General features: G+C 66.4%; 20 protein-coding genes and 1 tRNA gene. 13 read left to right on the forward strand and 8 right to left on the reverse strand.

Annotated features, from left to right (window positions below):
* Positions 1–169: 169 nt before the first annotated feature.
* From BOQ54_RS03730 to BOQ54_RS03745, 4 genes are all read left to right on the forward strand, one after another.
* Positions 170–1,198 carry an ABC transporter substrate-binding protein gene (locus BOQ54_RS03730; RefSeq protein ID WP_055460336.1) on the forward strand — a complete coding sequence of 343 codons (1,029 nt, stop codon included), beginning with the start codon at positions 170–172 and terminating at the stop codon, positions 1,196–1,198.
* Positions 1,199–1,430: 232 nt separating this feature from the next.
* Complete coding sequence (locus BOQ54_RS03735) at positions 1,431–3,668, forward strand: ABC transporter permease (protein WP_055460337.1); 2,238 nt, start codon at positions 1,431–1,433, stop codon at positions 3,666–3,668.
* On the forward strand, positions 3,665–4,726 hold the full coding sequence (locus BOQ54_RS03740; protein ID WP_055460338.1) for an ABC transporter ATP-binding protein: 1,062 nt from the start codon (positions 3,665–3,667) through the stop codon (positions 4,724–4,726). Before BOQ54_RS03735 ends, BOQ54_RS03740 begins: the two co-directional genes overlap by 4 nt.
* A gap of 38 nt (positions 4,727–4,764) precedes the next feature.
* A complete protein-coding gene (locus tag BOQ54_RS03745) occupies positions 4,765–5,574 on the forward strand; it encodes an inositol monophosphatase family protein (RefSeq protein ID WP_055460339.1) in 810 nt (269 codons plus the stop codon).
* 5 nt (positions 5,575–5,579) lie between these two features.
* Here the strand turns inward: BOQ54_RS03745 and BOQ54_RS03750 are convergent, their stop codons facing one another.
* From BOQ54_RS03750 to BOQ54_RS03760, 3 genes are all read right to left on the reverse strand, one after another.
* On the reverse strand, positions 5,580–6,359 hold the full coding sequence (locus tag BOQ54_RS03750; protein ID WP_055460340.1) for a DUF4239 domain-containing protein: 780 nt from the start codon (positions 6,357–6,359) through the stop codon (positions 5,580–5,582).
* 77 nt (positions 6,360–6,436) lie between these two features.
* Positions 6,437–6,727, reverse strand: coding sequence for a hypothetical protein (locus BOQ54_RS03755; RefSeq protein WP_141659703.1), 291 nt, complete (start codon positions 6,725–6,727; stop codon positions 6,437–6,439).
* A 531-nt stretch (positions 6,728–7,258) separates the two neighbouring features.
* Positions 7,259–9,580: a calcium-binding protein gene (locus tag BOQ54_RS03760; RefSeq protein WP_071923298.1), complete on the reverse strand. Its 2,322-nt coding sequence runs from the start codon at positions 9,578–9,580 to the stop codon at positions 7,259–7,261.
* Positions 9,581–10,108: 528 nt separating this feature from the next.
* Between BOQ54_RS03760 and mbfA the strand changes: the two genes are divergently transcribed.
* A complete protein-coding gene (mbfA, locus tag BOQ54_RS03765) occupies positions 10,109–11,092 on the forward strand; it encodes an iron exporter MbfA (RefSeq protein ID WP_055460344.1) in 984 nt (327 codons plus the stop codon).
* A gap of 50 nt (positions 11,093–11,142) precedes the next feature.
* On the opposite strand, the gene BOQ54_RS03770 is transcribed toward mbfA, so the two are convergent.
* Both BOQ54_RS03770 and hemA read right to left on the reverse strand, forming a co-directional pair.
* Positions 11,143–11,217 (reverse strand) — tRNA-Thr (locus BOQ54_RS03770).
* Positions 11,218–11,337: 120 nt separating this feature from the next.
* Positions 11,338–12,564: a 5-aminolevulinate synthase gene (hemA, locus tag BOQ54_RS03775; RefSeq protein WP_063187431.1), complete on the reverse strand. Its 1,227-nt coding sequence runs from the start codon at positions 12,562–12,564 to the stop codon at positions 11,338–11,340.
* A gap of 289 nt (positions 12,565–12,853) precedes the next feature.
* On the opposite strand from hemA, the gene BOQ54_RS19970 reads away from it, so the two are divergent.
* Positions 12,854–13,024 (forward strand): hypothetical protein, encoded by a 171-nt coding sequence (locus BOQ54_RS19970; RefSeq protein WP_157672347.1) that lies wholly within the window; start codon positions 12,854–12,856, stop codon positions 13,022–13,024.
* Between the two features lie 46 nt (positions 13,025–13,070).
* The gene (gene murA, locus BOQ54_RS03780) at positions 13,071–14,360 is read left to right on the forward strand and encodes a UDP-N-acetylglucosamine 1-carboxyvinyltransferase (RefSeq protein ID WP_055460346.1); all 1,290 of its coding nucleotides are present in this window, start codon (positions 13,071–13,073) and stop codon (positions 14,358–14,360) included.
* A 57-nt stretch (positions 14,361–14,417) separates the two neighbouring features.
* Here murA and BOQ54_RS03785 read toward each other — a convergent pair whose 3' ends face one another.
* Entirely contained in the window at positions 14,418–14,756 is a 339-nt protein-coding gene (locus BOQ54_RS03785; protein ID WP_141659704.1) for a hypothetical protein, read from the reverse strand.
* A 226-nt stretch (positions 14,757–14,982) separates the two neighbouring features.
* Here BOQ54_RS03785 and BOQ54_RS03790 point away from each other — a divergent pair, with 226 nt between their 5' ends.
* The 4 genes from BOQ54_RS03790 to BOQ54_RS03805 are packed head-to-tail and all read left to right on the forward strand — an operon-like array spanning position 14,983 to position 17,682.
* Positions 14,983–15,432, forward strand: a complete 450-nt coding sequence (locus BOQ54_RS03790; protein WP_071923299.1) for a DUF2948 family protein — start codon at positions 14,983–14,985, stop codon at positions 15,430–15,432.
* Positions 15,433–15,434: 2 nt separating this feature from the next.
* A complete protein-coding gene (hisD, locus tag BOQ54_RS03795) occupies positions 15,435–16,727 on the forward strand; it encodes a histidinol dehydrogenase (protein ID WP_071923300.1) in 1,293 nt (430 codons plus the stop codon).
* A 15-nt stretch (positions 16,728–16,742) separates the two neighbouring features.
* On the forward strand, positions 16,743–17,231 hold the full coding sequence (locus BOQ54_RS03800) for a UPF0262 family protein (RefSeq protein ID WP_055460350.1): 489 nt from the start codon (positions 16,743–16,745) through the stop codon (positions 17,229–17,231).
* 4 nt (positions 17,232–17,235) lie between these two features.
* Positions 17,236–17,682, forward strand: coding sequence for a low molecular weight phosphatase family protein (locus BOQ54_RS03805; protein WP_055460351.1), 447 nt, complete (start codon positions 17,236–17,238; stop codon positions 17,680–17,682).
* 61 nt (positions 17,683–17,743) lie between these two features.
* Here BOQ54_RS03805 and BOQ54_RS03810 read toward each other — a convergent pair whose 3' ends face one another.
* Complete coding sequence (locus tag BOQ54_RS03810) at positions 17,744–18,424, reverse strand: TerC family protein (protein ID WP_055460352.1); 681 nt, start codon at positions 18,422–18,424, stop codon at positions 17,744–17,746.
* A gap of 268 nt (positions 18,425–18,692) precedes the next feature.
* Here BOQ54_RS03810 and BOQ54_RS03815 point away from each other — a divergent pair, with 268 nt between their 5' ends.
* On the forward strand, positions 18,693–19,673 hold the full coding sequence (locus BOQ54_RS03815; protein ID WP_055460353.1) for a LysR family transcriptional regulator: 981 nt from the start codon (positions 18,693–18,695) through the stop codon (positions 19,671–19,673).
* A 338-nt stretch (positions 19,674–20,011) separates the two neighbouring features.
* Positions 20,012–20,791 carry an outer membrane protein gene (locus tag BOQ54_RS03820; RefSeq protein ID WP_055460354.1) on the forward strand — a complete coding sequence of 260 codons (780 nt, stop codon included), beginning with the start codon at positions 20,012–20,014 and terminating at the stop codon, positions 20,789–20,791.
* Between the two features lie 157 nt (positions 20,792–20,948).
* Here the strand turns inward: BOQ54_RS03820 and BOQ54_RS03825 are convergent, their stop codons facing one another.
* Positions 20,949–21,170, reverse strand: a complete 222-nt coding sequence (locus tag BOQ54_RS03825; RefSeq protein ID WP_096335230.1) for a hypothetical protein — start codon at positions 21,168–21,170, stop codon at positions 20,949–20,951.
* Positions 21,171–21,374: the final 204 nt, after the last annotated feature.

The following is a 21,374-nucleotide window of genomic DNA, read 5'->3' on the forward strand; positions in this document are numbered from 1 at the left end:
CGCCTTTCGTATGCACCGCCGTGCAACAGCGTGCAACCATGTCGCAGGGAAATTTGTCGGCGGGTTTGCAGCCTTGTTTCTTGACAGCGGGCATGGCTGCATGGAACCCTTGCACACGGTTGCAAATAGAGATGCCGCGATAACAGCGGCGCGCAAGGGGGAGGAAGACATGCGTTCCGGTTTCGTCGCCGTCGCGGCTGTGGCCGCTGCCGTCCAGTTCACGCCTGCAGCGGCGCTCGCCCAAGGCTCGCTCAATCTCATCTGCTCGGCCGACGTCGTCATCTGCGAGCTGCTCGAGAACCGCTTCGAGAAGGAGACGGGCATCGACGTCAACATGGTGCGCATGTCCTCCGGCGAGGCCTATGCCAAGGTCCGCGCCGAGGCACGCAACCCGAAGACGGACGTCTGGTGGGCCGGTACGGGCGACCCGCACCTTCAGGCCGCGTCCGAGGGGTTGACGCTCGAATACAAGTCGCCGCGCCTTGCCGAACTGCAGACCTGGGCCGTCAGGCAGGCCGAGAGCGCCGACTACCGTACTGTCGGCGTCTATGCCGGTGCGCTGGGCTGGGGCTACAACGCCGACATTCTGGCGAAGAAGGGCCTGAAGGAGCCCCAGTGCTGGGCCGACCTCCTCGATCCCGGCTTCAAGGGCGAGATCCAGGTGGCCAATCCCAACTCCTCCGGCACGGCCTACACGGCGCTCGCCACGCTCGTGCAGATCATGGGCGAGGACAAGGCCTTCGATTACCTCAAGAAGCTCAACGCCAACGTCTCGCAATACACCAAGTCCGGCTCGGCGCCGGTGAAGGCCGCGGCGCGCGGCGAGACGACGGTCGGCATCGTCTTCATGCATGATGCCGTGGCGCAGGCGGTCGAGGGCTTCCCCGTGAAGGTGGTCGCCCCCTGCGAGGGCACGGGTTACGAGATCGGCTCCATGTCGATCGTCAAGGGCGCGCGCAACCTCGACAATGCCAAGAAGTGGTACGACTGGGTGCTGTCGCCGGAGGTGCAGTCGCAGATGAAGGAGGCCAAGTCCTTCCAACTGCCGTCCAACAAGAAGGCCGAGGTGCCGCCCGAAGCGCCGAAGTTCGAGGATGTCCGGCTGATCGACTACGACTTCAAGACCTACGGCGATCCGGAGAAGCGCAAGGCCCTGCTGCAGCGCTGGGACCGCGAGATTGGCACGCTGGCCAACTGAGGCACGCCTGCCGTGCCAGTTGCGGAGGAAAGGGCAGACTCCCTCTCCCCGTTGACGGGGAGAGGGCCGGGGATGAGGGGCCGGGGTTGACCCAAGCCTGAACCCTCGTATCTGCGGAAACAGTTCCCCTTACCCTCACCCTTTCCCCGCAGGCGGGGAGAGGGGAGGCCTTGCTCCTGCCTGCGATGGCCGGTGCATGCCCCGACGGAACCTCTCCAGTACGGAACCTCTCATGGAGCATCGCAACCGCAGACTGGACATGGCGCTCGGCCTCGGCCTTGCCGGGTTCGTGCTCTTGCCCTGGTACAGGATCGACGAGGGGTTCTACGCCTTTCGCTGGCCGGCGCAGTTCCCCTTCGGCGCTGAGGAGGCGCCGGCCCTGGTGCAGATGGCGGCGCAGGGCCGCTGGTGGCTCGCCGTCGTCGCCGCGCTGCTCCTTGCCGCGGCCGCGGTCCGCTTCGCCGCTCCGGCCGTGTCGCGCGGACGCCTGCTCGTCGCTCTCGGCGCGGCCGGCATGGGCTTCCTCGTCCTGCAGGGCTTCGCAATCACCTTCGGCGGCTGGAGCTGGAACATCGGCGAGGCGCTGTTCGGGCCGCTCGCCATCGGCCAACCGGCCATGGGCGCCGGTGCGGTCCTCGCGGGGCTCGCCTTCCTGTTCCTGTTCTCGGCGGGGCTCGCCGAGCAGGGCGTGATGAAGGGCGATTTCTTCGTCATCGCCGCCATCGCTCTTCTCGTCGCCCTTGTCGCCGTTTTCGTATTCTATCCGGTGCTGAGCATGTTCGTCGGCTCGGTGCAGGACTTCGACGGTTCCTTCGAGCCCTCGGGCTTCGTGCGCAACATGCAGGACCCGGCGATCTGGAGTCTCGATTGTGTCATTGGGGGAGGGCGTTGCGGTGTCGCCTGGCGCACGCTGTGGCTGGCGCTGATGACGGCCACCGGCTCGACCGTTCTCGGCCTCGCCTTCGCACTCGTCGCCACACGCACGCGCTTTCCCTTCAAGAAGGGCCTGCGACTGCTGACGGTGTTGCCGATCATCACGCCGCCCTTCGTCATCGGCCTCGCGCTCATCCTGCTCTTCGGCCGCGCCGGCGTGGTGACGACCTTCCTCTCCGACCTTTTCGGCGTCGAGCCGGGGCGCTGGCTCTACGGGCTCACCGGCATCTGGATCGCCCAGATGCTCTCCTTCACGCCGATCTCGTTCCTTGTTCTCATCGGCGTCGTCGAAGGCGTCAGCCCCTCCATGGAGGAGGCGTCGCAGACCCTGCGCGCCGACCGCTGGCGCACCTTCTGGCGCGTTTCGCTGCCGCTCATGAAGCCGGGCCTCGCCAACGCCTTCCTCATCGGCTTCATCGAGAGCATGGCCGATTTCGGCAATCCGCTGGTGCTCGGCGGCAGCCACGGCGTGCTGTCCACCGAGATCTTCTTCGCTGTCGTCGGCGCGCAGACCGATCCATCCCGGGCGGCCGTGCTCGCCATCATCCTGCTCTGCTTCACGCTGTCGGCCTTTCTCGCACAGCGGCTGTGGCTCACGGGCAGGAACTTCGCGACCGTCACGGGCAAGGGCGACGGCGGCGTGCATCCGGCGCTGCCGCGGCCGCTCGCCATCGGCGTCAACGCGCTCGTCATTCCCTGGACGGCATTCACCCTCGTCGTCTACGGCATGATTCTCGTCGGCGGCTTCGTGAACACCTGGGGCCTCGACAATTCGCTGACCTTCGCCCATTTCGAGCGCGCCTTCTCCTTCGCCTTCCGCGACGGCTCCATCGCATGGACGGGCGTCGCCTGGGATTCGTTCTGGACGACGATGATGATCGCGCTCGTTGCGGCGCCCCTGACGGCCGCGGTCGGCCTCATGACGGCCTATCTCATCGTCCGCCAGCGCTTCGTCGGCCGCAACGTCTTCGAATTCGCGCTCATGATGAGCTTCGCCATCCCCGGCACGGTCATCGGCATCAGCTACATCATGGCCTTCAACCTGCCGCCGCTGGAGATGACGGGCACGGCGCTCATCCTCATCGCCTGCTTCGTCTTCCGTAACATGCCGGTGGGCGTGCGCGGCGGCGTCGCGGCCATGACGCAGATCGACGCAAGCCTCGACGAGGCCTCGCTCACGCTGCGCGCCTCGAGCTGGCGCACCATCCGCCACGTGGTGTTGCCGCTGTTGCGGCCGGCGATCGTCGCGGCGCTCGTCTATTCCTTCGTACGGGCGATCACCTCCATCAGCGCCGTCGTCTTCCTCGTCAGCGCCAAATACAATATGGCCACCGCCTATATCGTAGGCCTCGTCGAGAATGGGGAATACGGCGTCGCCATCGCCTATTCCTCCATGCTGATCGTGGTCATGCTCGTCGTCATCGCCGGCTTCCAGCTCGCCGTCGGCGAGCGGCGCCTGCGACGCGAGACGCGCATCGCCGCCCCGGCTGTGGCCCGGCCGATGTCCGCCGAGACAATCAAGGAGAAAATCGCATGAACGGGTTGAAGACCGGCTCGGTCGTCTTCGAGCACGTTCGCAAGACCTTCGGCTCCTTCACCGCGATCCACGACCTGTCGCTGACGATCGAGCCGGGTACGCTCGTCACGCTGCTCGGCCCCTCGGGCTGCGGCAAGACGACGACATTGCGCATGCTCGCCGGGCTCGAGCACCCGACCGACGGACGCATCCTTATCGGCGGCAAGGACGTGACCATGCTGCCGGCGAATGAACGCGACGTGTCCATGGTCTTCCAGTCCTATGCGCTCTTCCCGCATATGACGGTCCTCGAGAACGTCGCCTACGGACTCGAATCCTCGGGTCTTCGGAAGGCGGAGGCGCGCGAAAAGGCCGAGGCAGGGCTCGCCCTCGTCGGCCTCGCCGGCTTCGGTGCTCGTCTGCCGGCCGAGCTCTCCGGCGGGCAGCAGCAGCGCGTCGCGGTGGCACGCGCTCTCGTGCTGGAGCCGCAGGTGCTGCTGCTCGACGAGCCCTTGTCGAACCTCGATGCGCGCCTGCGCCGGCGCGTGCGCACCGAGATCCGCGAGTTGCAGCAGCGCCTCGGCTTCACGGCAGTCTATGTGACGCACGACCAGGAGGAGGCGCTCGCCGTCTCCGACCGCATCGTCGTCATGGTCGAGGGCCGCATCGCGCAGGAGGGGCCGCCGCGGGCGCTCTACGAATCGCCCGCCTCCTCCTTCATCGCCGACTTCATGGGCGAGGCGAACGTCGTGCCTTGCGAGGTCGTCGGCGTTCAGGGAGCCGAGGCGGTGGTGCGGCTCGGCTCCCTCGAGCATCGCGTGCCAGGCCGCGCGGCCCAGCCGGGACCGGCCAAGCTCGCCATCCGGCCCAATGCCATCCGCCTCGCCCCGGCAGATGACGGCGGGCTCAAGGGCCTCGTGCGCCATGCGGCCTATCTCGGCGACCACGTCGAATATGAGGTGGAGACGGAAGTCGGAACGCTCTATGTCGTCGATCCTGACGTGGAGCGGAGCCTTGCCGCGACGACGCCGGTCGCGATCGGGCTTCACAACCGTGGGGTCGCCATCATCACCGCGTGAAGGTGCTACGCGCCCTTCACGAGACAACGAGGACATGCATGACAGTCGATGCCGCAGACGTCGAGGCGCGCCTGGCGCTCGCCCGCACGCTCGCCCGCGATGCGGGGGCCGTGGCACTAGCCTATTTCAATGCGCGCGAGACCCTGGTCGTCGAGGCCAAGGCCAACCCGCAGGATGTCGTTTCCATCGCTGACCGGCGGGTCGAGGAGATGCTGCGCGCTCGCATCGCCGAGGCTCATCCCGGTGACGGCGTGCTCGGGGAGGAATACGGCCTCACCGAGGGCACGTCCGGCTTCACCTGGGTGCTCGACCCCATCGACGGCACCAGCCCCTTCGTCAACGGCATGCCCAGCTGGTGCGTGTCGATCGCCGTGCTCGCCGGCGAAGAACCGGTGGTCGGCGTCATCTACGCACCCTGCGTGGACGAGCTTTACGCGGCCGGCAAGGGGCAGGGCGCGACGCTCAACGAGGCGCCCATGCACGTGTCGTCCGGGCGTTCCCTGCGTGATGGCGTCGTGGGCCTCGGCGCCAACCACCACGTCGCGCCGGCCGAATTCGCCGGCATCGTGGAGCGCCTGCTCGGCATGGGCGGCAACTTCATCCGCAACGGCTCGGGCGCGCTCATGCTGGCTTATGTCGCGGCGGGACGTCTCGTCGGCTATTACGAGCCCTACATGCACGCCTGGGATTGCCTTGCCGGCTATTGCCTCGTCGCCGAGGCGGGCGGGGCGCTGCTGCCGTTCCCGGCGGTCGGCGAGGGGCTGACGCGCGGTGCGCCCGTGATGGCGGCCGCGCCCGGTGCCGTCGCCGATCTCAGCCGGATCGCCGGCTTGCCCCGCGCGGCCTGAAGGCGTCAGTACCGCGCGATATGCGTCAGGGCCCGCGTGATTGGCTCGGCCCCCACACTTTGCTCGCCCCGGAAGGGGTAGTCGAGTATGACGAGTAGGGCGATGAGCAGGGCGATCGCCGCCGCATAGCCGGCCTTGGGCACCACGAGGTTCCAGTCGAAGCGGAAAAGGAGCGCTTCGGCGGCCAGCAGCACGATGAGGCTGCCGAGGACATGCCAGAAGATGGCCGGCAACCCTGTCGTGGCGGCATTGAGGCGCAGGGCCCGGATGTCCACGAGTTCGTCCGCCGCGTCATCGACCGCCTCGCGTGTGGTGGCCTCGATGTCCATCCGCTGGTGCACGGCATGAATGCTCTCGATGAGAGTGTTGAAGAGTGTCTGCGTCGCCGCGCTTTCCTGTCCTTTCTTGAGCGCCGGCCATTCCTGCGCGACGACGGACTGGCCATAGGCAGCAAGCGCATCGCGAAGCGGCGCCGCGTCCGGGCCGAGCCGGCGCAGCGCACGGTCGAGTTGCGTGATCTCGGTGGCTTCCCGCAATACGAGTGTCTCGGCCTCGCGGTAGCGGTTGATCGCTTGCAGCAGCGTGAAGGCTGTGAAGATGGCGATGACCGGCCCGATGAGCTTGAAGGCGTCGAGCGCGAAACCCGCCCTGGCCGTCGCTTGCTCCTGCCTCAGGAGGCGCGTGCCGATCAGCGGCAGCAGAACCGATGCGGTGACGGCCGCGCTGACGAAAATAACGACGAGGATGTTGTTGGAGAACCGATAGATCACGTCGGTGAAGGGCATTGCGGGCGCTCCGGCCGTCTTCGCTCGCGACACTCTGGGCCAATCGCCGCCATGGCACCATATGCCGCTGCGGCTGCTCAGTTGACGGGCAGGGCGCCCAGCTTCTCGCGCAGATCGCTGAAGATCTCGCGGATGCGCCGCCGGGTGATGGTCGAGGCTTCCGCTGCCCGGTCAAGTTGGTAGCTGCGGGCCTGCTGCCCGGCCCGGTAATGGGCCTCGTCGAAGCGCGCCTCGATCAGGTCGAGCAGCCGCGAAGGGTCGCCGCCCTGGGCTCTCAGGGCATGGGCGAGGGCCTCGACCGTCTCCAGCAGGGCTGCGGTGACGAAGCCCTCGGCCATGACGGCTGGCGGGATGGGTGGTTCGCGCAAGAGCTGCACTCCTTCCTACGTCGAACGCCGGCGCTGTTCGCCCGGAGCCGTGGTCATCCGTCGCGACTGGAGGATTCCGGCGCCCGTTTGCCGCTGCGCGGAGGCGAGCCGTACGAAAGGTGGTGTGACCGCCGAAAATCCTAGGGGCCGACGGTCGAGCGTCAGGCCGGGCCGTGCCGACCATTCCGTCCTGTTCATGACCGGCAGGCGCTTGCCCGGGCCTTGAGCGGTCGCTCTTGTCCGCGCGCGCCGGCACGTGTCCCTCGTCGCCGTCTGGCGACAGGAGGTGATTGATCGATGTGCGCTTCTCGTCTCATGGTGCGATCCCCCCTGATCGCGGTCGTCTCACCGCCCCAGCATTCCGCTTGGGAAGTGGCGGTTGATCATCACGCCTAGCAGGTGAACCTTGCCTGAAGGCGTCGGCCGTCCGCCTGCTTCGTCGGGCACGAAGCGCGAAGCCGATGCTGCAGACGGCGCGATGCGGCCGGCGGCATTGCCGCCGGCCGCATCGCTGTCGTCCTGTCTCGCAGATCAGGCGACGAGGAGGCTGCTCTCGAGCGTTGCCTTATCGATGCCGAAGATGGCGATCTGCGTGCCGTTGTGATCGAAATAGACCCCGCCGTCCGTGTCGGCGAAGAAGGAGGCAGCTTCGGCCACACTCGTGAAGCCGAATCCTTGCAGGCTCACATAGTCGATCTCGCCGCCCACGTTGAAGTCCATGATCCGGCTGAGACCCTCGTCCGGCCGAAAGACGAAGGTATCGTGCCCGGCTTGGCCGAACAGCCAATCGTCGCCCGCTCCGCCGGCGAGCATGTCGTCTCCCGTGCCACCGATCAGTGTGTCATCGCCTTCGCCGCCCTCGAGCGTGTCGTTGCCAGCACCTCCGTAGAGCTCGTCGTTGCCGCCCCCGCCGGCGAGGACGTCATCGCCTTCATGGCCGTCCATCACGTCGTTGCCGGCCTCGCCTAGCAGGGTGTCGTTGCCCGCCTGGCCGAAGACAAGGTCATCGCCATCGCCGGCTGCGATGTAGTCGTTGCCGTCGCCGCCGAGGAGGGAATCCCTGCCGGCTCCGCCGATGAGGCTGTCGTCGCCATCTCCGCCGTCGAGCCAGTCGTCGCCGATGCCGCCGTCGAGCGTGTCGTTGCCGGCGCCGCCATGGATGGTGTCGTTGCCGGCTTCGCCGTAGACCGCATCGTCGTCCTCCTCGGAGGAGATGACGTCGTTGCCCCCGCCGCCATAGATGATCTCATTACCGATGCTGCCGAAGATGGTGTCGTTGCTGTCGTGGCCGAGGATGGTGTCGTTGCCGGCCCCACCGCTCATGTAGTCCTCATCGGGCGTGCCAACGAGGATGTCGTCGTCGGGGGTGCCGATGACGGGATTGGCAAGGCCGAAGTCCCCCGATCCGAAGGCGTCGAGGGTGGTGTTCCTGACTGTCAGGCTCTGCCCCGCGCCGAAGGTGAAGACGACGTCGTTGCCCACCTGCTGGGCCGTGGCCATGATGTCGGCGAAGGTGGTGAGGCCGGTTGCCGAGAGATCGATGACGTCGCGGTTGCCGGCCACGCGCGAGAAATCGGTGATGGTGTCGGCGCCGTCGAGATAGACGAAACGGTCGTTGCCCGTCCCGCCGGTGAGGGTGTCGTTGCCCTGGCCTCCGGAGAGCGTGTCGTTGCCCTGGTCGCCGGAAAGGCTGTCGTCGCCATCGCCGCCGTCGAGGCTGTCGTTGAAGTCGCCGCCGTTGAGCGTGTCGTTGCCGGCCCCGCCCCAGAGCGTATCGTGACCACCGCCACCGTCGATGCTGTCATTGCCGTCGCCGCCGTCGATGGTGTCATCGCCAGTGCCGCCGGTCACGGAGTCGTCTCCGGCGCTTCCCGTACCCGGGCCGGCGACATTGACGAGCAGCATCTCTGGCGTGAACTGGGCTTTCGTGAAGTTCTTCACGAGCACCGACGTATTCGCATTGATGGTGAAGAGTACGTCGCCGTTCTGCTCGGTGGCGATCGCCATCAACGCATCGAAGGTGGAGTATCCCCAGTAACGCAGGTCGAGATAATCCTCGGCCGTGAAATCCTCGACGACGACGTGGCCGCCGCGGTTGAGGAACACATCCCGCCCGGCGCCCCCCACGAGCGTGTCGGTGCCGTGATGGCCTACGAGCACGTCATCGCCGCTGCCGCCGTTCAGTGTCTCGTCGCCAGCCGTGCCTTGCAGGAAAGTTGCGTCGGGACGCCCTTCCGATGAAAACCCGAAAACTTCGGGAGCAATATGTTCGAAGTATTTATAATAGAAGCTAAATCCACCGCCGATATATACGCTGGTCGATGTCCATCCTGTTGGGTCCCAATAGTTAACCGAAAGCGCCTTGAGATGATTATAGCTCAGAACGGGGGCATGAATATCAACCCGGTCATAATTCCCTTCTTCATAGGAAATATCCCGGATATCCATCGACCCGGCGAGCGGATTGAAGACAAAGGTATCGTTCCCGGCGCCGCCGGTCAGCTGGTTGAATCCTTCGCCGCCGTCGAGTGTATCGTCGCCGCTGCCGCCATCGAGCGTGTCGTCACCCTCTCCGCCGAGCAGCAGATCATTGCCGTCTCCACCATTGAGCGTGTCGTTGCCGCCGTGGCCGCGCAGAGTGTCGTCGCCTCCGGTGCCGACGAGGAGATTGCCATCCTCGTCACCATCGAGTTCGATACCGGGGACCAAGGCCTGCAAAAGGAAGAGATCGTCGGGCTGCGAGACGGCATCTGCGTTGCCGGCCCCCGCTGGAACACCGCCACCTCCTGGATCGTGCTGTTGCTCGGCCTGTTCTACGGCGCCCTCGAGGAAATCATCCCCATCCATGGCCATGTCAGTTCTCCCGTAAAGTTTGAAATAGATCGACCGTAAGACGAATAGGATTGCTTGATGATCGGCCCCGTTAGCCTGCGATGGCTGCGGGCTGTCCGTTGTCGTGGTAGCCCGGATCGCTGGTTCTGAATTTATGCGGCGGGGATTGACAAGGGAATCGGACGCGCGCGCGTCTTGCATGCATATCGTGCCAATTTCTTATATTTGTTAAATTATATTAATATTATCATTATCCGTTGCGAGTACGTAGTGGGGATTGAATCAGAAAATATAGATCGAATACGATGAGCCTTCGAACTGGCCATGGCCAATAGGGAGATCGCGAGGGGCCGCCCCCGCCGAGGCGTCCGGGGGCGAGGGCTGGAAATGACGCAAGCCAACGTCCACGCCTGCAGCCTTTCCATGTCCAGCGCCCGTGACAGCGACCCTCTCGCGACGTCCGTTGCCCTGCCGACATGACTTGGTCCGTTGCCTTGCGTCGCAGCCGGCCATAGATTGGAAATATTCCAATCTTAGGGGCGGTCATCGATGCTTTCCAGGGTTTTCGGCTTCGGGCGCCGCTCCTTCGATTCGCTTTCCGAACAGGAAATCCTGGCGCTCGCCATCTCCTCGGAGGAGGACGACGGGCGCATCTATCTTGCCTATGCGGACGGTCTGCGTGAGGCCTTTCCCCAGTCGGCCAGGGTTTTCGAGGAGATGGCGCGGGAAGAGGACCGGCACCGGCAGGCGCTCATCGATCTCTACCGGGCCCGGTTCGGCGATCACATCCCGCTGCTGCGCCGCGAGCATGTGAGGGGCTATTACGAGCGCAAGCCGGACTGGCTGGTGCGCCCCCTCGGCATCGACAAGGTGCGCCAGCAGGCGGAGGAGATGGAGGCGCAGGCCCATCGCTTCTATGTGGAGGCGGCCAAGCGCGCCGGAGACGCCTCGACCCGCAAGCTGCTGGGTGATCTGGCGGCGGCGGAGCAGGTTCACGAAAGCCTCGCCAGGCGGCTCGGCCTCACCCACGCGCCCGAAAGCGTGCAGGAGGAGGAGCGGCAGAGCGAGCGCCGCCAGTTCATCCTGACCTTTGTCCAGCCGGGCCTTGCCGGGCTGATGGATGGCTCCGTCTCGACGCTGGCGCCGATCTTCGCCGCCGCCTTCGCCACTCAGGACACCTGGCAGACCTTCCTCGTCGGCCTGTCGGCCTCTGTCGGCGCCGGCATCTCCATGGGCTTCACCGAGGCGGCTCACGACGACGGCAAGCTCTCGGGTCGCGGCTCACCCGTCAAGCGCGGGCTCGCGTCAGGCATCATGACCGCCATCGGCGGGCTCGGCCATGCCTTGCCCTATCTCATTCCATCGTTCTGGACGGCGACGATGATCGCCGTGGCCGTGGTCTTCGTCGAGCTGTGGGCCATCGCCTTCATTCAGAACCGCTACATGGAGACCCCGTTCCTGCGCGCGGCCTTCCAGGTCGTGCTCGGCGGCAGCCTCGTCTTCGCCGCTGGCGTCCTGATCGGCAACGCCTGAAGTCTGGCCCGAAGGACGTTTCCGAAGCGAAGGGGCGGCATCATGCTAGCTGGTGCTGCCGGCGAGGATTGAACTCGCGACCTCTCCCTTACCAAGGGAGTGCTCTACCACTGAGCTACGGCAGCAGGGCCCCGAGGGGGCCAAAGCGCGCGGACACTGCCACAAGGGGGGCGTCGGCGCAAGCGCCGTCGGCGCGGCATTTTCGTCCGGGCCGACAGCCTGTGGATGGTCGCTCGCGGCCGGTCTCAGGCGGCCGCTGCGCGGTCGACGAAGGGCAGCTTCAGCGCCTTCCACACGGCGACGAGCGAATCGGTGAGATGCTCGATCATGGCCGCGTCGTGGAAGGGCGTGGGCGTGATGCGCAGGCGCTCGGTGCCGCGGGCCACGGTCGGATAGTTGATGGGCTGCACATAGATGCTGTGCTCGGCGAGCAGCATGTCGCTCGCCTGCTTGGCGCGCTCAGGGTCGCCAACCATCACCGGCACGATATGCGTCGGGCCGGGCTTGACCGGGAGGCCGGCAGCCGCGAGCGCGCCCTTGGTCAGGGCGACCTGCCGGCGGTGGCGCTGGCGCTCCTCGCCGCTCTCCATCAGGTGCCGCACCGAGGCGGTCGCTGCCGCGGCCACGGCCGGCGGCAGGGCCGTCGTGAAGATGAAGCCGTGGGCGTGCGAGCGCACCGCGTCGATGATGTTGCGCCGCGCCGCGATATAGCCGCCGACGCAGCCGAAGCCCTTGGCGAGCGTGGCCTCGATCACGTCGAGGCGGTGGAGGGCGTCCACCTCCTCGGCATAGCCCGCGCCGCGCGCGCCGTAGAGGCCTGCCGCATGTACCTCGTCGATATAGGTCATGGCGCCGTAGCGCTCGGCGAGATCGCAGATGGCGTGGATCGGGGAGACGTCCCCGTCCATCGAATAGACGCTCTCGAAGACGATGAGCTTGGGCCGGGTCTTGCCCGCCTGGCGCAGCAGGTCCTCGAGATGCTCGAGGTCGTTGTGGCGGAAGATGACCTTCTCGGCGCCGGAGCGACGCACGCCCTCGATCATGGAATTGTGGTTCTGCGCATCCGAGAGGATGAGACAGTCCGGCAGCAGCTTGGCGATGGTGGCGATGCCGGTCTCGTTGGAGACATAGCCCGAGGTGAAGACGAGCGCCGCATCCTTGCGGTGCAGTTCGGCGAGGGCGCGCTCGAGGCCGACGATCGGGGCGCTGTTGCCGGCGATGTTGCGCGTGCCGCCGGCGCCGGCGCCCATGCGCTGCGCCGTCGTGACCATGGCGTCGATCACCTGCGGATGGCGACCCATGCCGAGATAGTCGTTGGTGCACCACACCACGACGTCCCGCGGCCCCTCGTCGCTGTGCCAGACGGCCCGCGGAAACCGCTCCGCGTCGCGCTCGATGGTGATGAAGACGCGATAGCGGCGCTCCTTGTGCAGAAGGCCGAGCGCTTCGTCGAAATAGCTGTCGTAATCCATGATCGCATCCGTCTGCCGCCGTGGCGGCAGACCAAGTTTGGAACTGGTCCAGTGAACAACCGGAACCGCGCCGGGGCAAGCGGTTCTCGTCGCATGTTCGTTTATATTGCTCTCGTTCCATAGTGCGTCCGGCTGCACAATGGGCCGCATCGCCGCAGTGCGGCGGCGCACCGCAGGTTTGGGACGGTCCCTGCAACGTCGCCTGCAGGCAGGAGGGGAAGCCGGCGCTTGTCCTCGAGGCCGATGCCCGCTATCGATCAGCTTCGAGGAACCCGGGTCTTCGACGAACATGTCGCACGCACCGCCTCCCGACAGGAAGGAGCGCCTGGCCGCAGCGCTGCGGGAGAATCTGAAGCGGCGCAAGCGGCAGATGCGCGAGCGCGCGGCGGAACCGCGCGGCGAGGCGGCGCACGGCACCAGGGAAGCCGCGCCGGGCGCCGGCCCCGACCCGAAGGACTGATCGCCGGCGTCTCCGCTACTGGCTCCGGTCAATCAAGGAACGACACATGGATCGCATTCGCATCGTTGGCGGCCACAAGCTCGATGGCGTCATTCCCATTTCCGGCGCCAAGAACGCGGCCCTGCCGCTGATGATCGCAAGTCTCCTGACCGACGAGACGCTCGAGCTGCACAACGTGCCGCGCCTTGCGGACGTGTCGCTGCTGTTGCGCATCCTGTCCAACCATGGCGTTGATCACGGCATTGCCGGCAAGCGCCCGGGCCAGACGAGCGAGACCGGCCAGTCCATACGCTTGCGTGCCCGCGATATCATCGACACCTGCGCACCCTACGAACTCGTCTCGAAGATGAGAGCGAGCTTCTGGGTCATCGCGCCGCTTCTGGCCCGCATGGGCGAGGCCCGCGTGTCCCTGCCCGGCGGCTGCGCCATCGGCACCAGGCCGGTCGATCTCCTGCTCATGGCGCTGGAGAAGCTGGGCGCCGAGGTCGAGATCGACGGCGGCTATGCGGTCACGCGGGCGCCGAAGGGACTCCGGGGGGCCGAGTTCGCCTTTCCGAAGGTGACGGTCGGCGGCACCCATGTCGCCCTCATGGCCGCCAGCCTCGCCCGCGGCACCAGCGTCATCGACAATGCCGCGCGCGAGCCGGAGGTGGTCGACCTTGCCGATTGCCTCGTCAAGATGGGCGCGCGTATCAGCGGCGCCGGCACCTCGCGCATCATCGTCGAGGGGGTGGCGCGCCTCGGCGGCGCCGAGCACAACGTCCTGCCGGACCGAATCGAGACCGGCACCTATGCCATGGCCGTCGCCATAACGGGTGGCGACGTGCTGCTTGAGGGTGCGCGGCCGGAGCTGCTGCAGGCGGCCCTCGACGTGCTGTCAGGCGCTGGGATCGACATCTCGTCCACCAACGCGGGTGTGCGCGTGCGTCGCAACGGGGTCGGCATCGAGGCGGTGAATGTCACGACGGAGCCGTTCCCTGGCTTTCCGACGGACCTGCAGGCCCAGCTCATGGCGCTGATGACGCGCGGCAAGGGCACGAGCCGCATCCGCGAGACGATCTTCGAGAATCGCTTCATGCACGTGCAGGAACTGGCCCGCCTCGGCGCCCGAATTCGCCTCGACGGCGACACTGCTTATGTTGACGGCGTCGCGCGACTGAAGGGTGCCCCTGTGATGGCGACGGACCTGCGCGCCTCGGTTTCGCTCGTCATCGCGGCGCTCGCTGCGGAAGGCGAGACGATGGTGAACCGCGTCTATCACCTGGATCGCGGCTTCGAGGCGCTGGAGAAAAAGCTCGGCCGGTGCGGGGCTGAGATCGAGCGCCTCTCGGGTTGAAAGGCGAAGACCCGGCACGGGGCCGGGTCTCCTCGGGTACCGTCAGGCATGGCGCCCTCAATAGCCGATGGCGCCACGCTTTTCGCCGAAACCGGGGATGAAGCAGCGGCAGGGCGTATTGCGCGGCGCGCGGAAGCCGGCGTTGCAGTTTCCGCGCGATGTGACGCAAACGCTGCCGTAGCGCTCGCCGCGCGGGCGGGGGCGCCCCCAGCCGCCTCGGTCCCAGTCGTCGTCGTCGCGCCAGCGGCGCGGCGGCGGGCGGCGCGGGCGCCAGTCGTCATAGTCATCCTCGTAGCGCGGCGGGCCCCAGCCATAGGGCTGGGCCGAGGCCGGCGGAGGGGTGATCAGCATCAGCGCCGCGACGGCAGCGAGTGCAATCAGAACGATCCTCGTCATCATCGTCTCATCCAGGCGCCGCCCGCGGCCTTCGGCCGCCTGTGCCTCGGCGCGTGATCATCAGATAGCACGATGGAAGCTGAACGCTTCATGAAGGCGAATGGTTTCCCCGGTTGCCTGTCTTTCGGGCTTCGCCGGCAGATCGGTTGTCAGCGGCATGCGGCACCGATAACAACAGGGGACCGGATGCAGCCGAGGCAAGCGGTGGGTCGTGGAGCCGTTGGAGATGGAGCCGTTGAAGCTCGTTGCGCTCGATGGGCAGGACCTCGCGGTCCTCTCAGCCCATGTGCAGGATGCTGTCGTGCGCGCACGCGATCTCGTCTATCTGCCGCGCGAGCGGCGCTTTGCTCTGGAGTTGCGGCGCTACGACTGGCAGACGATGCCGGGTGAGCCTCCGCGTCGGCGCCTGTCGGCATTGCATTTCGAGCGGGTGATGGCCGCCCGCACCCGGGCCGTCGCGCCGCGGGACTCGGATGCCGTGCTCAGCCTTCTGGCCGTCACCTTCGATGAGCGTGACGCACCGGGCGGCACCGTGACGCTGCATTTCTCCGGGGGTGGGGCCATCGCGCTTGATGTCGAGTGCATCGAGGCGCAACTGATGGACCTCGGTCCGGCCTGGGAGGCGATCGGCCGCCCCCACCATCCCCTTGACGAGAACGATGAAAGGCAGGCCTGACGATGGCGCTGAGGATCGACAGTCGCGCGCCCGATTTCGAGGAGGCCCTTGCGCGCCTGCTCGCGATGAAGCGGGAGGTGTCGCAGGATGTCGACGAGGCCGTGCGCGCCATCATCGCCGATGTGGCCGCCCGGGGCGATGCCGCTGTCATCGACTATACGCGCCGCTTCGACGGGCTTGCGCTGACGCCCGGGATGTTGCGCGTCGCGTCGTCGCAGATCGAGGAGGCGCTTGCCCGGTGCGATGCCAGGACCCTCGCGGCGCTCGAGACGGCCAAGACCCGCATCGAGGCATTCCATCGGCGCCAGCGCCCGGAGGACCTCACCTTCACGGATGATCTCGGCGTCACCCTCGGCTGGCGCTGGACGGCCGTCGAGGCGGTCGGGCTCTACGTGCCCGGCGGCACGGCGAGCTATCCCTCCTCCGTGTTGATGAACGCGGTGCCGGCCAAGGTCGCCGGTGTGCCGCGCATCGTCATGGCGGTGCCGGCACCGCGCGGCGAGCTCAATCCGCTCGTGCTCGCGGCCGCGCATCTTGCCGGCGTCGACGAGGTCTACCGCATTGGCGGCGCGCAGGCCGTGGCGGCGCTCGCCCTCGGCACGGCGACCATCGCGCCCGTCGCCAAGATCGTCGGGCCGGGCAATGCCTATGTGGCGGCCGCCAAGCGCCGCGTCTTCGGCACGGTCGGCATCGACATGATCGCGGGGCCCTCCGAGGTGCTGGTGCTGGCAGACGGTTCCGCCAATCCGGCCTGGATCGCGGCCGATCTGCTCGCGCAGGCGGAGCACGACACCGCCGCCCAGTCGGTGCTGATCACCGACGATGCCGCCCTCGCCGATGCGGTCGAGCGGGCGGTGGAAGATCAGCTAAAGACCTTGCCGCGGGCCGATATCGCCGGGGCGAGCTGGCGCGACTTCGGCGCCGTGATCGTCGTCGAGCGCCTCGCCGAGGCGCTCCCCATCGTCGACCGCTTCGCCCCGGAGCATCTCGAGATCATGGCCGAGGATGCCGATCGCCTGGCGGCCGGGGTGCGCAATGCCGGCGCCATCTTTCTCGGCGGCCACACGCCGGAGGCCATCGGCGATTATGTCGGCGGCTCCAACCACGTCCTGCCCACGGCTCGCTCGGCCCGCTTCTCGTCCGGACTCGGCGTGCTCGACTTCATGAAGCGCACCTCGATCCTGCGCTGCGGCCCGGAGGGCCTCAGGGCGCTCGCGCCGGCGGCGATCGTGCTCGGCGAGGCCGAGGGGCTCGACGCGCATGCCCGCTCGGTCGCGGTCAGGCTCAACCGGTAAGGAGTGGAGGAGCCCTTGAAGGCAGCCGAGCCGACGAAGCGTTGCACGCTGACTGCCGTCACGCTCGACGAGGGCTCGCTCGGCCGCGGCAATCCGGATCAGGAGCACGAACGTGCCATCGCCATCTGGGACATCCTGGAGCGCAATTATTTCGCGGTGCCGGGGCACGACGGCGGGCCTTATGCGCTGCATGTGGCGCTGGTCGAGAAGAAGCTGACACTCGACGTCCGCAACAGCGGCGCCGAGCCGGTCGTGACCCATTTCCTCTCGCTGACACCGTTCCGCCGCGTCATCAAGGACTACGAACTCGTCTGCGAGAGCTATTACGCTGCCATCCGCACCGCTTCGCCGGCACAGATCGAGGCCATCGACATGGGTCGCCGCGGCCTGCACGACGAGGCTGCGGAACTCCTGCGCGAGCGCCTCGCGGGCAAGATCGAGGTGGACTTCGACACCGCTCGCCGGCTCTTCACCCTCATCTTCGCGCTGCACTGGAAGGGTTAGGCGCATGGCGCCCGGGGCCGCTGGCGGACGCAGCGTGCAATCCGTCCTCTTCATGTGCGCCCATAATGCGGTGCGCTCGCCGATGGCGGAGGGTATCGCACGGCATTATTTCGGCGCCTCGATCTATGTCGCTTCGGCCGGTGTACGTCCCGACGAACTCGATCCCTTCGCCGTGGCGGTGATGGAGGAGATCGGCATCGACGTCGCGCGCCACCGGCCACAGACCCTGGAAGATCTCGAGGATGCCGGCTTCGACCTCATCGTCACCCTGTCGCCGGAGGCGCACCATCGCGCCCTGGAACTGACGCGGACCCTCGCTGTCGATGTGGAATACTGGCCGACGCTCGACGCGACTGTCGTGCACGGCGCTCGTGAGCAGCGTCTCGAGGCCTACCGCAGCGTTCGCGACGGTCTCGTCGAGCGCATCAGGCAGCGTTTCGCGCGCCGTTGAACGCGCCGGCGGCAAAGGCCGGCGCCGTCGCCGGCCTTTGCCGGGGCACGTACCGTTCGGGTCAGTGCGTCGCCGGGCTGCGGTTGAAGCGCGTCACCACGAGACCGATGGCCACGACGACGGCCGCGCCGACGACGGCCGCCAGGTAATGCAGGGTCCTTGTGACGCCGCCGATCTGCTCGATCACCCAAGGGTCGGCGACAAGCATCTCGCCCGCGATCCAGCCCAGCAGCGCCGCACCCGCCCACACGAAGATCGGGAAACGCTCGATCAGCGCCATGATCAGTGTCGAGCCGATGACGATGAGCGGGATGGAGAACAGCAGGCCAAAGGTGAAGAGCCAGACGTTGCCGTGCGAGGCGGCCGAGATGGCGAGCACGTTGTCGAGGCTCATCACCGCATCGGCGATGGCGATCGTGCGCACGGCCTCCCACAGGCTGCCGCTCTCTTTCACTTCGTGATTGTCGTCGTCGCCCTGGATGAGCTTGACCGCGATCCAGAACAGCAGCGCGCCGCCGACGATCTTGAGGAAGGGCAGCGCGAGCAACTGGGAAATGATGAGGGCGAAGAGAATGCGCAGCGCGATCGCCGTGCCGGCGCCGAGGACGACGCCGAGGCGTCGCTGGTTGTCGGGCAGCGAGCGGCAGGCGAGCGCGATCACCACCGCATTGTCGCCGGACAGGAGAATATCGATCCAGATGATCTGGACGATCGCGATCAATGTCTGTGCATCTAGGGCCATAACGCTCACAGCTCTTGGGTCGGAACGAGCACCGGGCGCTCCGGAGGAGGGCACAGCCACCGCGCAACTGCGCCGGCACACTGTCGGGCCTCTCTTAGCGCGCGTGTCGTGCGTGATCGTCGTCAACTTATTTCATAATCCAGCGACATAATCCTATAATGCGGTGCTGTCCGGTGCCGACGGTGCCGCAGGCGGCGATTCGACAGCGGACAAGCATCGCTGGGTGCGGTCGCGCCGCTCGTGGCGCGCGGAGGGGCGGTAGGAACCGATGGATCTGCGCCAGCTCAAATGCTTCGTCGCTGTCGCGGAGGAGCTGCATTTCGGCAAGGCGGCAGAGCGCATGGGGCTGGCGCCGCCGGCCCTGTCGCGCCAGGTGCGGGCGCTGGAGGAGGAGCTTGGCGCGGACCTTCTCACGCGCACGACGCGAAGCGTCAACCTGACGCGGGCCGGGCTGCTGCTGCTCGACGAGGCCAAAGCACTCCTCGCCCGGGCCGAGCATGCGGCCCGCCATGTGCGCGAAGCAGCGAGCTCGACCAGCAAAGTCCTGCGCATCGGCGCCATAGATGGCGCGTCGGCGAGCTTCCTGCCGCGCATCATGACGGAGTTCCGCCAGCGCCATCCCCGCGCCCACATCCAGTTCACCGAGGCGATGACGGCGCCCCAGCTGCAGATGCTCGACGCCGGCAAGCTCGACCTTTGTCTCGTGCGTCCGCCCCGGCGCCAGGTGGACTGTGCCTTCGAGATCCTGCGCGTCGAGATGCCGCTCGTCGTCATGCCGGCAGCGCACCCGCTCGCGGACAGTGACGCCGTCATGATGGGCGATCTCGTCGGCGAGCCTTTCATCGTGCCTTCGCGCCGCATGCGTCCCTACGCCTACGATCTCGTCATGAGCTATTTCGACAGCGTCGGCACGGTGCCCAACGTCGTGCAGGAGGTGACCGAGAAGCCGGCGATGTTCGCGGCGGTGGCCGCCGGCATCGGCCTTGCGCTTGCCCCGGATTGGACGGCGGCGATGAATTGGCCGGGTGTGACGACGCGCCGCCTCAAGGGACTGCTGCTCGATCCGCCGCCGGACGGGGCTCTCGTCGGCGTGGCCTGGCGGCCGCATCAGCGGCTCGCGGCACGGGATGCCTTCCTCGACCTCTTGCGCGAGCGCGTCAGCCTGACGAGCGACGATAAGGTGGTGCCATTCCGTCGCTTGCCGCGGATCAGACGCCAGTCAAAAAAACCTGACTCGCAGGGGGATTGAGCCGCGGCGGCGCCTTTTCCTTCGGAAAAAGATGATGCGCCATGGAACCTGATGGGCTCTCCGACCGTTTTTCCTTTTGGGGCGGGTTTCGCATGCCTTCATAACGGTTGTGTCGGCAGTTGTGAGTGGTCCCCTGGTTGTTCTTATGGCGAGCAATAGACGCGATAGGTATCCATTCTTTGTGTTGCATCAATGTCGCATGAAATTGCGCGTGTGATGCTACGTTCATGTCATGCTTGACTCTTTTTGGAAGCTTCACGAGTCTAGCTGCGGCGTGAGATGATGGTCCGCTCGGGCCTGCGCGACAGGAACAGGTTTCGTTCAAAGAGGTGCCTCAGATGAAGAATATCCTGCGACTATCGGCGGCGGCGACGGCCCTGGCGCTTTCCGGCGCTGTGGCCTTTGCGGCCGATCTTCCGTCCCGTACCTATACGCCGCCGGCCGAGCCGCTGCCGCCGGTTTTCACCTGGACGGGTTTCTATGTCGGTGTGAATGCCGGCTACGGCTTCTCCGATTCCGGTAATGCCCGCTATGTGGGCGACGCTCTTTATCTCAGTGATGTCGCCGCCGGCGATCTTCCGGGCAGCCTGTCCCTGAAGTCTGAAGGTTTCCTCGGCGGTGCCCAGGTTGGCTACAATTATCAATTCGGGTCGGTGGTCGTCGGTCTTGAGGCCGATATACAGTATGCCGATCTGAGCGATACGGGCACCTCCTTCGCCGCGGCGGGCTTTGCCGAGGGTAAGAAGGAGCTGGAGTGGTTCGGGACGTTGCGTGCCCGGCTCGGCTTCGCCGCGATGGATCGTCTGCTCATCTTCGCCACGGGCGGTCTGATCTACGGCGATACCAAGCTGACGCACAGCATCTTCGATAACACGGGCGCCTTGCTTGCCGTCGGCAGCAAGTCCGACACGCAGGCAGGCTGGACCGTCGGCGGCGGTCTCGAATATGCCTTCACCAACAACCTGACGGCCAAGGCCGAGTACCTCTATTATGACCTCGGTGACACGACGGCGATTGCGCCGAGTTTCGCCGTTCCGACGGATGTCGCCGTGCTCAAGGCCAAGAATCGCGGCAGCATCGTGCGTGTCGGTCTCAACTACAAGTTCGACACGTTCTGAGGTTTTCCCCGAACGGACCGTCGAACGGACCTGCAGCGCCCGGCTCCTGGCCGGGCGTTGTTTTTTGCACGGATGGCTAAGACGCACGAAACCCGGCACTCGAGGAACCCGGGTTTTTCAACGCCGCATACAGTCCGGGCGAGGCAGGATAGGTGCGTCACTCGCGCCGCAGTTCCCACAGGGCTGCGATCTCGCTCGGCCGCAGCTTGCGGCCGCTCGCCGTGTCAGCCCAGGCGAGTTCGCGATTGCCCGGGTTCTGCGTCATGGCGAAGGCAACCGCATCCTCCAGCGAGGGAAAGTCGATGACATGATCGGGATCCGTCAGATGCGGGCTCGAGCGGTAGTGAAGACGCGCCGTGTCCTGCATGTTCGCTTGCATCGCTGTCCTCCTGTCGGTTGAGGGTTGCTCCTGCATTTCAGTCAAAAAGGTCGACCAGCCGTATCTCCGCAGAAGCGGCCTGATCATGTCAACGAAATGGGGATGCCGTGGTTCCGGTGCAATGGTTCGTCGCGCCCGGGCAACGGGCGAACCCTGCGGCATTTCTGTCGTTGCGAAGGGCGTGGATGAGCATTAAGTTATTGA

This window comes from Chelatococcus daeguensis (assembly GCF_001887265.1).
GTDB lineage: Bacteria > Pseudomonadota > Alphaproteobacteria > Rhizobiales > Beijerinckiaceae > Chelatococcus_A > Chelatococcus_A sambhunathii.

Excerpts from the sequence above, each read along its gene's own strand:
- BOQ54_RS03730 (WP_055460336.1), top strand. The coding sequence starts at position 170 with ATGCGTTCCGGTTTCGTCGCCGTCGCGGCTGTGGCCGCTGCCGTCCAG.
- BOQ54_RS03735 (WP_055460337.1), top strand. The coding sequence starts at position 1,431 with ATGGAGCATCGCAACCGCAGACTGGACATGGCGCTCGGCCTCGGCCTT.
- BOQ54_RS03740 (WP_055460338.1), top strand. The coding sequence starts at position 3,665 with ATGAACGGGTTGAAGACCGGCTCGGTCGTCTTCGAGCACGTTCGCAAG.
- BOQ54_RS03745 (WP_055460339.1), top strand. The coding sequence starts at position 4,765 with ATGACAGTCGATGCCGCAGACGTCGAGGCGCGCCTGGCGCTCGCCCGC.
- BOQ54_RS03750 (WP_055460340.1), bottom strand. The coding sequence starts at position 6,359 with ATGCCCTTCACCGACGTGATCTATCGGTTCTCCAACAACATCCTCGTC.
- BOQ54_RS03760 (WP_071923298.1), bottom strand. The coding sequence starts at position 9,580 with ATGGCCATGGATGGGGATGATTTCCTCGAGGGCGCCGTAGAACAGGCC.
- mbfA (WP_055460344.1), top strand. The coding sequence starts at position 10,109 with ATGCTTTCCAGGGTTTTCGGCTTCGGGCGCCGCTCCTTCGATTCGCTT.
- hemA (WP_063187431.1), bottom strand. The coding sequence starts at position 12,564 with ATGGATTACGACAGCTATTTCGACGAAGCGCTCGGCCTTCTGCACAAG.
- BOQ54_RS19970 (WP_157672347.1), top strand. The coding sequence starts at position 12,854 with ATGTCGCACGCACCGCCTCCCGACAGGAAGGAGCGCCTGGCCGCAGCG.
- murA (WP_055460346.1), top strand. The coding sequence starts at position 13,071 with ATGGATCGCATTCGCATCGTTGGCGGCCACAAGCTCGATGGCGTCATT.
- BOQ54_RS03785 (WP_141659704.1), bottom strand. The coding sequence starts at position 14,756 with ATGACGAGGATCGTTCTGATTGCACTCGCTGCCGTCGCGGCGCTGATG.
- BOQ54_RS03790 (WP_071923299.1), top strand. The coding sequence starts at position 14,983 with ATGGAGCCGTTGAAGCTCGTTGCGCTCGATGGGCAGGACCTCGCGGTC.
- hisD (WP_071923300.1), top strand. The coding sequence starts at position 15,435 with ATGGCGCTGAGGATCGACAGTCGCGCGCCCGATTTCGAGGAGGCCCTT.
- BOQ54_RS03805 (WP_055460351.1), top strand. The coding sequence starts at position 17,236 with ATGGCGCCCGGGGCCGCTGGCGGACGCAGCGTGCAATCCGTCCTCTTC.
- BOQ54_RS03810 (WP_055460352.1), bottom strand. The coding sequence starts at position 18,424 with ATGGCCCTAGATGCACAGACATTGATCGCGATCGTCCAGATCATCTGG.
- BOQ54_RS03815 (WP_055460353.1), top strand. The coding sequence starts at position 18,693 with ATGGATCTGCGCCAGCTCAAATGCTTCGTCGCTGTCGCGGAGGAGCTG.
- BOQ54_RS03820 (WP_055460354.1), top strand. The coding sequence starts at position 20,012 with ATGAAGAATATCCTGCGACTATCGGCGGCGGCGACGGCCCTGGCGCTT.
- BOQ54_RS03825 (WP_096335230.1), bottom strand. The coding sequence starts at position 21,170 with ATGCAAGCGAACATGCAGGACACGGCGCGTCTTCACTACCGCTCGAGC.